This window comes from Micromonospora sp. NPDC051006 (assembly GCF_044456245.1).
Classification (GTDB): Bacteria; Actinomycetota; Actinomycetes; order Mycobacteriales; family Micromonosporaceae; genus Micromonospora.
In genome coordinates this window covers 192,042-205,511 of the sequence record NZ_JBITFP010000010.1, presented here as the reverse complement: position 1 = coordinate 205,511, position 13,470 = coordinate 192,042, and the positions used below count along the sequence as shown (strand labels likewise).

Sequence of the window (13,470 nt, the reverse complement as noted above, 5' to 3'; positions counted from 1 at the left end):
ATCTGCGCCCGCTCCCCGGACGACAACCGTCTCCCCGACATGAACCCTCATCCTCACGAAGATCCACCCCGTTGCAACAACCCCTTGAACCCAAGCGCGGCGGAAACCGCGATATCGCCGAACTGGAGTGGATCTCGCTCGACTGGCGCGGCCACGCCCACCCGCGCCGCCCACCCGCGCCGCGCCCGCCCGCGCCGCCCGCGCCGCCCACCCGCGGGCCGTGTGCCCGCGCCCGTGTGCCGCGCGCGTCTCGGCGGGGCCGGGATGTGTTCGGGCCCGTCACCGCGTGTCGCGGTGACGGGCCCGGTGGAACTGACGGCCGGGGTCAGCGCGCCGCCCGGTCGGCGAGCAGGCGGCGGGGGCTCCACCGCAGCAGCCGGTAGCGGGCCCGGCTGTTCGCCGACACCAGCCGGGCCGAGGCGTCCGCCACGGCGATCCGCCAGCGCAGCAGCACCGACGGCGGCAGCACCGCGGCGAGCAGCCGGGTCCGCCGGTCGGCGGTCTCGGCGAGCGCGCCGCGGACCGCGCGCAGCGCCGGCGTCAGCGCCTCGCCGGTCAGCGGGTCCCGGGCGTAGCGGGCGCGCTCCTCCGCCCGGCCGAGCAGCCGTACCGCGCCGGCGGCGTCGGGGTGCTCGGTGAGCGTGTCGCCGGCCAGCCGGTCGGCGGTCGCCCGGGGGGTCTCGGTCCGGTCGACCCGGACCCGGAAGTCCACCAGCGTGTCGAGCAGCTCGTCCCAGGCCGCGTGCGCGTCGGCCCGGGCCCGGTCCGCGTCGGCCCCGAGCACCACCATCCGGGGGCCGGTGGCGGCGGCCGCGCCGACCTCCGGCGAGCTGGCCGTGACGACCGCCGCCGTGGGGCGGCCGCGCCGGCGGCGCAGCGCCATCCGGCGCAGTGCCGGCACGGCGAGCAGCAGCAGGACGACGAGCGCCGCGGCGGCCCACCACGGCCAGACCGGCGCCTGCTCGGTCGGCGTGCCGGCGCCGACCGCGAGCCCGGAGTCGGTGTCCTGGTCGGCCGCGTCCGGGCCGGTGGGGCCGGCGGAGGCCTCGGTGTCCTCCGGAGTGGTCGGCGTGCCCGCCTCCGGCGTGGTCGGTTCCGGGGCGTCGGTGTCCGGCGCCCAGGCCGACCGGGTGGAGCCGGTGACGCCGTACGCCGGGGTGGCGTCGAACGGCACCCAGCCCATCCCGTTGAAGTAGACCTCGGTCCAGGCGTGCAGGTTGCGGTTGGTCAGCGTGTAGGTGTCGCCGGTGCGGTTGCTGCCGTTGGTGAAGCCGAACGCGACCCGCGCCGGGATGCCGGCGGCCCGGACCAACCAGGCCATCGCGGCCGCGTACTGCTGGCAGAAGCCGACCTTGTTGGTGAGGAAATCGACGATGTCCTGCCCGCTGCTGCCCTCCTCGGTGCTCAGCCGGTAGGAGAAGCCGTTGTCCGAGGAGAAGTAGTCGTAGATCGCCCGGACCCGGTCGTAGTCGGTGTTCTTGCCCTGGACGAGCTGCTTCACCAGCTCCTCCACCTCGGGCACGACCGGGGTGGCGGTCTGCTGTCGCCGCACCGGGTGGTCGGCCGGCAGCGACGCGGCGCCCCGCAGTGCCGCCGGGGTGTACGTCGACCGGACGTAGTCGAAGGTGTACTTCTTGCTGCGTGAGTTCTCCCGGTTGGAGAAGACGATCTGCAGGTTCTGGTCGTAGAGCCAGTTGCCGTTCAGGTCCTCCACCTGCACCGGCTCGGCGTAGACCGGCATCAGCGGCATGGCCAGGTTCTTGGTGACCTCGACGGTCGCCTGGTAGCGGTTCCGCTGCACGCCCCCGGTTGTCCGCTCGGAGGGGTCGGGCAGGTCGCGGTTGATCGGCCGACCGGTGGGGTTGCGGACCTGGAAGCCCTCCGGTCGCAGCTCGTCGGCCACGCCGAAGCGCAGGTAGAACGGGTCCGGCTCGCTGGTGGTGACCTTGACCAGGTCGGCCACCTCGGACTGGTTGAGCTGACCGCGCAGCGTGGCGAACAGGTCGATCCGCCCGGGCGTGCCGCCCTGGCCGGCCCGTCCGGTGCCGTTGCCGTTGCCGGAGTTGCTGAGGCTGTCGAGCAGGCCGCCGGTCATCCCCGGTACGGCCAGGGGCAGCAGCACCGCCACCGCGACGCCGACCGCGGCCAGCCGGCGGCCGGCGGCGGCCAGCGGGGAGGCCTCCCAGACGTCCACGTCGCGCCCGTCGCCGGTGAACCGGCGGCCGAACCGGCGGACCCGGTCGACGTTGTCGGCAACCAGCAGCCACAGGTAGCCGGCGGCGCCGATCACGAACGGCACCGCGGGAACGCTGTCGACGTAGACCGCGACCGGCACCGAGTAGATGGCGAGCATCGGCAGGCCGGCGAGCGCCGGGCGACGCAGCCCGACGGCGAGCACGTCGACCACGACGGCCACCGAGCCGACGCCGAGCACCGTGATGAAGAGCAGCGGGTCGGTGTCCGGCACCTCCACGCCGTAGGAGCGCATGTCCTGCACCGAGCCGCCGATCAGCGCCCGGAAGTGGCTGAAGGTCTCGGGCGTGGGCAGGAACGCGAGCAGCTCGGTGCCGCCCGGGAAGAGCCAGGTCAGCGCGAGGGTCAGCCCGGCCAGCATGGCCAGCACCTGCCCCCAGAGCGGGGCGCGCAGCGCCCGGGCCAGGGCGGCCACCCCGGCGACCACGGCGACCGCGAGGGCCGACTGGATCAGCCAGGTCCAGCGCTCGAAGATCGCGGACAGCGGCGCCGCGGCGAGCAGCGTCGCCGCGGCGGCCACCAGGCCGAGGTTGCGTTGGCCGACCATCACCACGTCCCTTCGCTCATCGCACGCCCCCGGCGACCGTCTCGGCCAGCGCGGCGCGCATCGCGAAACCCTGCGATCCCCGGCCGGCCTGTGGCCAGATCGCCGGCAGCCGGCTGCCGTGGTCGACGCCGATCACCCGCCACCCGCTCTGCAGCAGCGCCAGCGCGGCGGCCGCGTGGGCGTGCTCGGCCTCGGCGCGGGCCTTCTCCGGCAGGTTGATCCAGGTGGAGCTGTCCAGCAGGAAGCCCACGCAGGTCGCGCCGTTGGCCCGCAGGCCGGCCAGCAGCTCGGCCTCGGCCGTGCTCAGCGAGCCGAACACGCCGATGATCAGGCCGCCGTCGGAGCGCTGGCGGACCCGCTGCACCAGCTCGGCGAGCTCGGCCCGCTGATCGAGGCGGACCTCGGCGAGCTGGTCGAGGAGCAGCCCGTCGCCGGCCGCCTCGGAGGCGTCCACGTCCGCCCCCGAGCCGGTGACCAGGCGCAGCTTGTAGCCGGCCTGGCGCAGGTGCACGGCGACGCTCGCGGCGCTGGAGACCGCCCACTCGAAGCTGGCCGTCGGGCCGTCGCCGCGGTGGCCGTACGCGCGGGTGTCCAGCAGCACGGTCGCCCGGCTCTCCCAGGGCTGCTCCTCGCGGCGCACCATCAGCTCGCCGGTGCGCGCGGTGGACTTCCAGTGCACCCGGCGCAGGTCGTCGCCCATCCGGTACTCCCGGGTCGCCGCGTCGTCCTCGCCGTGCACCGCCACCGAGCGGGCCCGGCTGTCGCCGCTGCCGGCGTACTCGCCGGGGAGGCGGACCGAGGGCAGCGGCGTGACCTGCGGGATCACCGTCAGGTGGTCGGTGCTGGGGAAGGCCCGGGTGAGCTCGCAGAGACCGAACGGGTCGGTCAACCGGACCACCAGCGGGCCCACCTCGTAGCGGCCACGCACGTCGGCGCGCACGGTGTAGGCCACCGAGCTGGCCTGGTGCGCGCCGAGGCGCTCCAGCACCACCCGGGGCCGGCTGCCCAGCGCGTAGGGCAGCCGGTCCTCCAGCAGCAGGGTGCCGGTGGGCAGCCGGGACATGTTCTGCAGCCGCAGCACCACCCGGGAGCTGGCCCCGACCGGCACCCGGTGCGGGTCCAGCGACCGGTTGCAGGCCAGCTTGTAGCGGCTACGGCCGACGTACGCCGCGGCGAGCAGCGGCAGCACGGCGAGCAGCACGGCGACCCGGAGCAGATCCTTCTCGCCGAGGATCCCGGCGGAGATGGCCGCGGCGACCGCGGCGGCGAGGAAGGAGCGGCCGCGGGTGGTCAGCCCGCGGAGCGCTTCGCGCACGTCACGGCCTCCGCGGCTCGTACGGCCCGCGGCCGTTGCCCTGGGTGGGCCGGGTGTCGTAGGGGGAGCGCTTGCGGTCGTGCGGCAGGGGAAGTCGGTGCACCAGCTCGGAGACGATCGCGTCGGTGGTGCGCCGGGCCAGCTGCGCGTCGGCGGTCGGGATGATCCGGTGCGCCAGCACCGGCACGGCGAGGGCCTGGAGGTCGTCGGGCAGGACGTAGTCGCGCCCCTCCAAGGCGGCCACCGCGCGGGCGGTGCGCAGCAGCTGCAGGGTGGCCCGGGGGGACGCGCCGAGGCGCAGGTCGGGGGCCTCCCGGGTGGCGGTGACCAGGTCGACCGCGTACTGCTTGACCGCGTCGGCGACGTGCACCTGGCGGACCGTGGCGATCAGCTGCCGGACGATCGCCGCGTCGGAGACCGGCCGCAGCTCGTTGAGGGGGTCGGTCGCGCCGTGCCCGTCGAGCATGGCCAGCTCGGCGCCGGCGTCCGGGTAGCCCATCGCGATCCGGGCGGTGAACCGGTCGCGCTGCGCCTCGGGCAGCGGGTAGGTCCCCTCCATCTCGATCGGGTTCTGGGTGGCGATCACCATGAACGGGGTCTGCAGCTGGTAGGTCACGCCGTCGACGGTGACCTGCCGCTCCTCCATGCACTCCAGCAACGCGGACTGGGTTTTCGGCGAGGCCCGGTTGATCTCGTCACCGACGACCAGGTTGGCGAAGACCGCGCCGGGGCGGAACTCGAAGTCGTGCGTCTCCTGGTTGTAGACGCTCACCCCGGTCACATCGCTGGGCAGCAGGTCGGGGGTGAACTGGATCCGGCGTACGGAGCAGTCGATGGACCGCGCCAGGGCCTTGGCCAGCTTGGTCTTGCCGACGCCGGGGACGTCCTCGATGAGGAGGTGGCCCTCGGCGAGCAGGACGGCCAGGGCGAGGCGCACGGTGGCGGTCTTGCCCTCGATGACCTGCTCGATGTTGGCCACGATGGCTTCGCTGGCGGCGCGGAACTCGTCGTGGGGCAGCAGTCCACCCACCTCGTCCCAGGTCTGTTGTGTCACGGGCCTCCTCCTCGTCGCCGAACGGCAGCTCTGTAAAGAGCAGCTGGACCCGCCGTGGGGTTCGCGACGTCGAGCCTCGTCTGCCGCAGAAATCTCATGGGCCTCTCAGGCTAACCATGTTTGTCGTGATCGCCGACCCCCGCAGGCAGACCGCCGGTTACGCCCCGAATATTCGCCGTCCCGGGGGACATCACCGGCACTGACGGGGGTACGCGGGCCGGACGGCGAAAGGGCAGGTTGTGCACCGGGAACGGGACATCTACGGCGACACCGGTGACGGCGGGGTCCGGCTCGGCGCCGGTGCCACCCGCTGGCACCTCTACCCCGATCACGTCCATCTGACGCCGCATCACCCGGCCGGGCGACTCGCCCGCTTCGAGGCGGAGCTCCTGCCGTTCGTGGCGGACGTCGACGCCTGCGCGCTGGCCGTCATCGACGTGCAGAACGACTTCTGCTCACCCGGTGGCTGGACCGACCGCTCGGGCCTCGACCACACGGCCTGCCGGGCGGCGATACCGGGGACGGTGCGTGCGGTGCGCGCGGCCCGCCGGCACGGGATGCCCGTCCTGTGGGTCTACTGGCACAACCGATCCGACCTGCGCAACCTCGGCGCTCCCACGCTCTGGTCCTTCAAACACCGGCTGGATCAGCGGGGCATCGGGGAGGAACTCGACCAGGGGCGGGTGCTCATCGCCGGCTCATGGGGCGCCGAGTTGGTCGACGAGCTCAAGGAACTGGTCGAGCCCGACGACGTCCACGTGCCGAAGTTCCGGATGAATGGATTCCACGGCACGCACCTGGACCAGGTGCTGCGGAGCCAGGGCATCAGGACCCTCTTCCTGGCCGGCGTGAACCTCGACCAGTGCGTCAGCGCGACGATGGAGGAGGCCTACTTCCTGGACTACGCGGCGGTGCTCCTCGAGGGCGCCACCGCCACCTCCAGCCCGGCGTACTGCACGGACGCCGTGATCTTCAACGCCAAGCAGTGCTGGGGCTTCGTCACCACCACCGACCGGTTCGCGGAGCCCGGTCCCTGGCCGGCCACGGCCGGCTGACCGGCTGCCCCGTCCCGACTCGTGGTAGCGGGCCCCCGTCGGCTCCCGGCCTGGGGGTACACTGCCGTCATGGTCGGAGTCTTCCTGCTTCTTACCGAGCCGTGCTGATGCGCTGAACGCGCGACAGCACGGCTGCCCCTCCTGCGTGAGGGGCTTTTTTGTGCCCGTCGCCAGCCGGCCGGCGCCGGGCGGCGAGCAGCCAGCAGACACGAGACGACCGCGCCGAGTGACGCGAGGAGACACGATGAGTGAGGCAGCCGCACCGGCGGGCGACATTCCCCCGTTCCGGTACACCGCGGCCCTGGCCGACGAGATCGAGAATCGTTGGCAGGACATCTGGGAGCGGGAGGGAACCTTCCACGCCCCCAACCCGACCGGGCCGCTGGCCGACCCCGGCCACCCCCGGGCCGGTGCGGAGAAGCTCTACGTGCTGGACATGTTCCCCTACCCGTCGGGGGCGGGCCTGCACGTCGGGCACCCGCTGGGCTACATCGGCACCGACTGCTTCGCCCGCTACCAGCGGATGGCGGGCCGCAACGTGCTGCACGCGATGGGCTTCGACGCGTTCGGCCTGCCGGCCGAGCAGTACGCGGTGCAGACCGGCACCCACCCCAGGACCACCACCGAGCAGAACATCGAGCGCTACAAGGCGCAGCTGCGCCGGCTGGGCCTGGCGCACGACGAGCGCCGTTCGGTGGCGACCATCGACACCGACTTCTACCGCTGGACCCAGTGGATCTTCCTGCAGGTCTTCAACTCCTGGTACGACCAGGACGCCGGCCGGGCCCGGCCGATCGCCGAGCTGATCGCCGAGTTCGAGGGCGGCAACCGGCCGACCCCGGACGGGCGCGCCTGGGCGGAGCTGACCGTGGCCGAGCGGCGTGCGATCGTCGACGACCACCGGCTGGCGTACGTCTCGCAGGCGCCGGTGAACTGGTGCCCGGGCCTGGGCACCGTGCTGGCCAACGAGGAGGTCACCGCCGACGGCCGCTCGGAGCGGGGCAACTTCCCGGTCTTCAAGCGCAACCTGAAGCAGTGGATGATGCGGATCACCGCGTACGGCGACCGGCTGCTGGACGACCTGGACACGCTGGACTGGCCGGAAGCCATCAAGCTGATGCAGCGCAACTGGATCGGCCGCTCCACGGGCGCGCACATCTCCTTCCCGGCCTCGACCAGTGATTCCGACGCCGCGGGCGCAGCCCGCATCGAGGTGTTCACCACCCGGCCGGACACCGTCTTCGGGGCCACCTACATGGTGCTGGCGCCCGAGCACGAGCTGGTCGACACCCTGGCGCCGGCAGCCTGGCCGGCCGGGACGAAGGACGCCTGGACCGGCGGGCACGACAGCCCTCGGGCGGCCATCGAGGCGTACCGCAAGGCGGCGGCGGCCAAGACCGACGTCGAGCGGCAGGCCGACACGAAGGAGAAGACCGGCGTCTTCGTCGGGGCGTACGCCACCAACCCGGTCACCGGCGGGCAGATCCCGATCTTCATCGCGGACTACGTGCTGGCCGGTTACGGCACCGGCGCGATCATGGCGGTGCCCGCCCAGGACGAGCGGGACTGGGCCTTCGCCGAGGTCTTCGACCTGCCCATCGTGCGCACGGTGCAGCCGGCCGAGGGCTTCGCCGGCAAGGCGTACACCGGCGACGGGCCGGCGATCAACAGCGCCGCGCCCGACCGCGGCCTGGACCTGAACGGCCTGGGGGTCGCCGACGCCAAGGCCCGGATCATCGAGTGGCTGGAGGCGAACGGGCACGGCCGCGGCGCGGTCACCTACCGGCTGCGCGACTGGCTGTTCTCCCGCCAGCGCTACTGGGGTGAGCCGTTCCCGATCGTCTACGACGAGACCGGCGCCGCGATCGCGCTGCCCGAGTCGATGCTGCCGGTCGAGCTGCCCGAGGTCGACGACTTCTCGCCGAAGACGTTCGACCCGGAGGACGCGAACTCCAACCCCGAGACCCCGCTGTCCCGCCGTCGGGACTGGGTCGAGGTGGAGCTGGACCTGGGTGACGGCCCGAAGCGGTACACCCGCGAGACGAACGTGATGCCGCAGTGGGCCGGCTCCTGCTGGTACGAGCTGCGCTACCTGGACCCGACCAACACCGACCGGTTCGTCGACGCCGAGAACGAGCGCTACTGGATGGGCCCGCGCGGCGAGGGCGACTGCGGCGGCACCGACCTGTACGTCGGCGGCGCCGAGCACGCCGTGCTGCACCTGCTGTACGCCCGGTTCTGGCACAAGGTGCTGTTCGACCTGGGGCACGTGTCGTCGTTCGAGCCGTTCCGCAAGCTGTTCAACCAGGGCATGATCCAGGCGTACGCGTACACCGACGACCGGGGCAGCTACGTGCAGGCCGAGGAGGTCGTCGAGCGCGACGGCGGCTACTACCTGGGTGACGCCGTGGTCAACCGCGAGTACGGCAAGATGGGCAAGTCGCTGAGGAACGTGGTGACCCCCGACGACATGTGTGCGGCGTACGGGGCGGACACCTTCCGGGTCTACGAGATGTCGATGGGCCCGCTGGAGGTGTCCCGCCCGTGGGAGACCCGGGCGGTGGTCGGCTCCTACCGGTTCCTGCAGCGGGTCTGGCGTGCCGTCGTCGACGAGCAGACCGGCGCGCTGCGGATCACCGAGGACCCGGCCGACGAGGCGACCCGGCGGCTGCTGCACAAGGTGATCGACGGGGTCCGCGGAGACATGGAGGGGATCCGGTTCAACACCGCGATCGCCAAGCTGATCGAGCTGACCAACGGGCTGACCCGGCTGCCGGCCACCCCGCGTGAGGTGGCCGAGCCGCTGGTGCTGATGCTGGCGCCGTTCGCCCCGCATGTGGCCGAGGAGCTGTGGCGGCGGATGGGGCACGACACCTCGTTGACCTACGCGGACTTCCCGGTGGCCGACCCGGCGCTGCTGGTCGCCGACTCGGTGACCTATCCGGTGCAGATCAACGGCAAGGTCCGTGGCCGGATCGAGGTCCCCGCCGACGCCGGCGAGGACACCGTCCGCACGGCCGCCCTGGACGCCGTCGCCGCCTCCCTGGCCGGCAAGGAGCCCCGCAAGGTCATCGTCATCCCCGGCCGAATGGTCTCCATCGTCGCCTGACCCGACCCACCCGCCCCGCCTCAACCACCCACCCACCCGCCCACGCCCCACGCCCACGCCCGCGCCCGCCCCGCGCCCGCCCCGCGCTCGCGCTCGCCCCGCGCCCGCCCCCCGCTCGCGTCGATCATGCAGTTGTGGTGCCCGGAACGTTCCGGCACGAGGGCTTCGTCCCCCACCACAACTGCATGATCGCCGGGCCGGGCCGGGCCGGGGCGGGGCGGGCCGGGCCGGGGCGGGGCGGAACGGGCCGGGGCGGGGCGGGGCGGGGCGAGGGTGGGGTCGGGCGGTGGGGGCAGGGGCGGTGGGGGCAGCGGGGTGGGGGTTAGGGCAGGGTGGGGCGGTGGGTGCTCAGCCAGTCGTGCCAGCCGTGGATGAGCTCGACGACGCCCGCGGCTCGGAGCCGGCGCATCCCCGGCAGGTCACGGTCGGCGTCCGCGCTGATGCCGCGCCAGGTGGTGTCCAGCTGGGCCAGCATCACGTCGACCAGCTCCGGGCGGGGGAGGAGCCCTCTGCCTGCGTCGGACCCCTCGTAGGCGTCGCAGATCAGCCGGCACCGGCGACCCAGCTCCGCCGGGTCCGCGCCCGGCCCCAGCTCGGCCCAGTGCCAGCAGGCGAACGCCACGTCCTCGATCCGCCGGCCCGGGCGGGCCAGGTCCCAGTCCAGGAAAGCGACGGGCAGCAGCCCGTCCGGGGAGCCCCGGTAGACCGTGTTCTTGGGCGACAGGTCGCAATGGCAGACCGTCTCGGCGTCGCCGGCCAGCGAGCTGCCGGCGCACGCGTCGTGCAACCGACGGATCAGCCGAGCCAGCTCGACCAGGGCCGGATCGGCGAAGTAGGCCGGGTCCTCCCGGTCCCGCCAGGGCACCCGACCGGCCAGGTGGCTGAGCACCTGCCGGCCGCGCTCGTCGACGCCCAGGTAGCGGGGTGCGAGGTCGGCGCCCGCCCGCTCCAGGTGGGCCAGCAGGGCGGCCACGAAGTCGGCGTTGGCCGGCGGGGTACGCCGGACGGTGTCCCCGACCCGGACCACCTCGGCGATGAAGCCACCGGGCAGCCGCTCCTCGGTGCCGCTCGCCGCCGCCCCGTCCGGCCGGCGGCCGGATTCGGGCGCGATGTCGTCCGCCCGGCGGGGTTGGGGGGCATGTTCGATGTCGTCGGTCCCGCGGCCGGAGGCGGACGGATGCTCGACACGTCGACCTCGGGGCGGGACAGCGTGGACGCCGTCGGCATGGCGGCCGGGTTCGGGTGGGTGCGCGACCACGTCGGCCCGGCGGACGGATTCGGGCTGATGCTCGACGCCGGCGGCCCGGCGGCCCGGTTCCGACTCCTGCTTCATCTCGTCAGCCCGGCGGTCCGGCTCTGCCGCTCGGCGCGCCACCAGCGCCGGACCAGCACCACGCTGGCGATCAACCCCAGCCCGGCGGGGGCGGCGGCGTACCAGTTCACCTCGCCCGGCGAGGAGACCGCGGCGCCGACCGCCGCGTAGCCGAACGCGGTCGGGGCGGAGGCGATCACGCTGCCGGCCAGGAACGGCAGCACCCGCGCGCCGGTGGTGCCGTAGCCGTAGCTGACCAGCCCGAAGCCGGCGATCGGCACCAGCCGGACGGTGATCACCCCGAGCACGCTCTGCCGGGCGAACCAGCCGTCCAGCCGGGCCAGCCGGCCGCGGACCCGCTCCGCGACGAACTCCCGGCCGAGCAGGCGACCGACCGCGAAACCGACCGCCGCCGCCACCAGCGCCGCGCCCAGGGCGTACGCGGCGCCCTCCAGCGGGCCGAAGATCGCGCCCGAGGCGAGCGTGATGAAGGTCCGCGGGACGAGGGCCACCAGCAGCAGCGCGCCGCCGAAGACCGCCGCGACCGGGGCGAGTTCCCCGAGCTGGTCGGCCAGTCGGGGCAGCTCGGACGGGGCCGGTCGGGGCACGGTCAGCAGCAGCACGCCGCAGGCCGCCAGCAGGAGTAGCAGCAGGGCGAACCGGACGACCGACGGCTGCCGGAGCAGCCGCCGGACGGCGGGTGTCACGCCCGGGCGGCGGCGGCCACCGCGGCGCGGCGCTCGGACCGGAGCCGGTCGGACCAGGTGTCGTCCACCGGCGGGAGCTGGTGCACGCCGGTGGCCCAGCGCAGCAGCAGGTCGGCCAGGGCCGGGTTGCGGGCCAGCGCCGGGCCGTGCGAGTAGGTGCCGAGCAGCTTGCCACGCCAGGCGCCCTCGGTGGCCCCGTCGTTGCCGATGCCGGCGGTGGTCCGGGCCAGCGGGGAGACGCTCGGCCCGAGGTGGGTGCGCCCGCCGTGGTTCTCGAAGCCGCTCAGCGGCGGCACCCCCAGCCGCGGGTCGATGTCGCCGGCCAGTTCGCCGACGGCCCGGGTGTCGCCCCGGTCGGAGCTGATGTCGAGCAGCTCCAGCCCCTGGCACCGGGTGCCCTTGGCGAAGAAGGAGGTGCCGAGGAGCTGGTAGCCGGCGCAGACGCCGAACACCACCGAGCCCTGGGCGACCGCCCGGTGTAGGCCGCCGTCGGCGATCAGCCGCTGCGCGCCGAGGGCCTGCGGGCCGTCCTCGCCGCCGCCGAGCAGGTAGATGTCCGCGGTGGCGGGCAGGCGCTGGTCGGAGCGGACCTCCAGCACCTCGACCGGCATGCCACGCTGGCGGGCCCGCCGGGCCAGGATCAGCGCGTTGCCCCGGTCGCCGTAGGTGGAGAGCAGGTCGGGGTAGATCCAGACGATGCGCAGGCTCTCAGTTGACACGGTCCAACTCCGCTCGGATGTCCTGAAACGCGGTGTAGTTGGCGATGACCTCCAGGCGCCCCGGGGGCACCGCGCGGATCGCCTCGTCGAAGGTCCGTACGTGCTGGAACGGCACGTCGTTGACGTCGAGCCGGACCGCCAGGTCGTACGCCCGGTCGCCGCTGATCAGCACCTGCCGGCCGCGGAGCGGGGCGAAGTCGACGTCGAAGAGCCATGACGTGTCGAGGCCGTCCGGGTCCCGCGCGTTGATCGACAGCAGGGTCGGCGCCAGGTCGGCCATGTCGAACGCCTCGAGCCAGCTCGCCGGGTTCTTGGCCAGCAGCAGCCGGATGTTGCGCCCGTCGCGGTCGACCTGGGCGTAGCGCCCGGCGACCGAGGTGACGCTGCCCAGCCGGGAGACCGCGTCGACGGGCCGGACCCCGAACTCGGCGGCCAGCGCGAGCGCGGTGGCCGCGTTGCCGAGGTTGACCTTGCCGGGCAGCTGGAGGGCGACCTTGTGCCAGGCGCCCGTCGGGTCGAGCACGCCGTCGTCCTCCACCGTCCACTGCGGCTCGGGGCGGCGCAGCGGGCAGCCGGTGCACCACCACTGGTCACCCGAGCGTTGGATGGTGGAGCCGCACTCGGGGCAGACCCACGAGTCGTCGTGCCAGCGCTGGCCGGCGCTGAACCAGGTCACGTGCGGCGGGGTGATCCGGTGGTCGTGGTTGGCCGGGGGCGAGGCCGCCCAGACCACCATCGGGTCGTCGGCGTTGGCCACCACCCGCACGTCCGGGTGCCGGACCAGCGCGGCGCGCCAGAGCTGCGCCATCATGGCGACCTCCTTGGCCCGGTCGAGCTGGTCGCGCGAGAGGTTGAGCAGCGCCACCACGTGTGGCTCGGTGGCCTCCAGCACCTGGGCGAGGTAGTGCTCGTCCACCTCCAGCACCGCGTACGGGGTGCTGCCGGCCTTGGCCAGCGCGGAGGTGTGGCCGGTGGGCATGTTGGCGCCGAACGAGTTGGTGGCGACCCGGCCGAGCACGCCGACCGCGGCGGCGGAGAGCCGGGTGGTGGTCGTCTTGCCGTTGGTGCCGGAGACGAGCGCGATGGCGCGGCCGGCAGAGAGGTGCGCGAGCAGGTCCGGGTCGATCTTGAGGCCGATCCAACCACCGATCACCGAGCCGTCGCCCCGGCCCGCCGCCCGCGACAACGCCGCAGCGGTCCGGGACACGGAGCTGGCCACCTTCGCCCGCAGGGGCATCTTCGCGTCCGTCACCCGAGCGAGGTTACCGGACCACCCGCTCCACCAGATCGCCGCCGAGGGCGAACCGTTCGGCCGGGGGGTGGGCTCGCCCGGCCGATTCCGGCTCGGCCGGCCGGAGTCGATCTATGTCGGAAAGCGGACGCCGCCCGGGGGGCGCCG

Annotated in this window: 9 protein-coding genes; 2 read left to right on the top strand and 7 right to left on the bottom strand. The window is 73.8% G+C overall.

The features are described from left to right. Positions 1-325 precede the first annotated feature (325 nt). The 3 genes from ACIBBA_RS18220 to ACIBBA_RS18210 are packed head-to-tail and all read right to left on the bottom strand — an operon-like array spanning position 326 to position 5,169. A complete protein-coding gene (locus ACIBBA_RS18220) occupies positions 326-2,800 on the bottom strand; it encodes a transglutaminaseTgpA domain-containing protein (RefSeq protein ID WP_396698558.1) in 2,475 nt (824 codons plus the stop codon). Positions 2,801-2,816: 16 nt separating this feature from the next. Then, a complete protein-coding gene (locus ACIBBA_RS18215) occupies positions 2,817-4,115 on the bottom strand; it encodes a DUF58 domain-containing protein (protein WP_396698556.1) in 1,299 nt (432 codons plus the stop codon). 1 nt (position 4,116) lies between these two features. Then, a complete protein-coding gene (locus ACIBBA_RS18210; protein ID WP_350872387.1) occupies positions 4,117-5,169 on the bottom strand; it encodes a MoxR family ATPase in 1,053 nt (350 codons plus the stop codon). A gap of 239 nt (positions 5,170-5,408) precedes the next feature. Here ACIBBA_RS18210 and ACIBBA_RS18205 point away from each other — a divergent pair, with 239 nt between their 5' ends. Both ACIBBA_RS18205 and leuS read left to right on the top strand, forming a co-directional pair. Continuing rightward, positions 5,409-6,224 (top strand): cysteine hydrolase family protein, encoded by an 816-nt coding sequence (locus ACIBBA_RS18205; RefSeq protein ID WP_396698554.1) that lies wholly within the window; start codon positions 5,409-5,411, stop codon positions 6,222-6,224. 244 nt (positions 6,225-6,468) lie between these two features. Next, positions 6,469-9,333 carry a leucine--tRNA ligase gene (gene leuS / locus ACIBBA_RS18200; RefSeq protein ID WP_396698552.1) on the top strand — a complete coding sequence of 955 codons (2,865 nt, stop codon included), beginning with the start codon at positions 6,469-6,471 and terminating at the stop codon, positions 9,331-9,333. Between the two features lie 322 nt (positions 9,334-9,655). Here leuS and ACIBBA_RS18195 read toward each other — a convergent pair whose 3' ends face one another. Genes ACIBBA_RS18195 through ACIBBA_RS18180 form a run of 4 tightly spaced genes read right to left on the bottom strand, consistent with a single transcriptional unit; the run spans position 9,656 to position 13,308 of the window. Further along, positions 9,656-10,666, bottom strand: coding sequence for a phosphotransferase (locus ACIBBA_RS18195; RefSeq protein ID WP_396698550.1), 1,011 nt, complete (start codon positions 10,664-10,666; stop codon positions 9,656-9,658). Continuing rightward, complete coding sequence (locus ACIBBA_RS18190) at positions 10,663-11,451, bottom strand: TVP38/TMEM64 family protein (protein ID WP_396698579.1); 789 nt, start codon at positions 11,449-11,451, stop codon at positions 10,663-10,665. The genes ACIBBA_RS18195 and ACIBBA_RS18190 overlap by 4 nt, the downstream gene beginning before the upstream one ends. Beyond that, positions 11,349-12,071 (bottom strand): type 1 glutamine amidotransferase, encoded by a 723-nt coding sequence (locus tag ACIBBA_RS18185; protein WP_396698548.1) that lies wholly within the window; start codon positions 12,069-12,071, stop codon positions 11,349-11,351. Before ACIBBA_RS18185 ends, ACIBBA_RS18190 begins: the two co-directional genes overlap by 103 nt. Beyond that, positions 12,061-13,308, bottom strand: a complete 1,248-nt coding sequence (locus ACIBBA_RS18180) for a MurT ligase domain-containing protein (RefSeq protein ID WP_396698577.1) — start codon at positions 13,306-13,308, stop codon at positions 12,061-12,063. The genes ACIBBA_RS18185 and ACIBBA_RS18180 overlap by 11 nt, the downstream gene beginning before the upstream one ends. Between the last annotated feature and the right edge of the window lie 162 nt (positions 13,309-13,470).

Excerpts from the sequence above, each read along its gene's own strand:
- ACIBBA_RS18220 (WP_396698558.1), bottom strand. The coding sequence starts at position 2,800 with ATGGTCGGCCAACGCAACCTCGGCCTGGTGGCCGCCGCGGCGACGCTG.
- leuS (WP_396698552.1), top strand. The coding sequence starts at position 6,469 with ATGAGTGAGGCAGCCGCACCGGCGGGCGACATTCCCCCGTTCCGGTAC.
- ACIBBA_RS18195 (WP_396698550.1), bottom strand. The coding sequence starts at position 10,666 with ATGAAGCAGGAGTCGGAACCGGGCCGCCGGGCCGCCGGCGTCGAGCAT.
- ACIBBA_RS18180 (WP_396698577.1), bottom strand. The coding sequence starts at position 13,308 with ATGCCCCTGCGGGCGAAGGTGGCCAGCTCCGTGTCCCGGACCGCTGCG.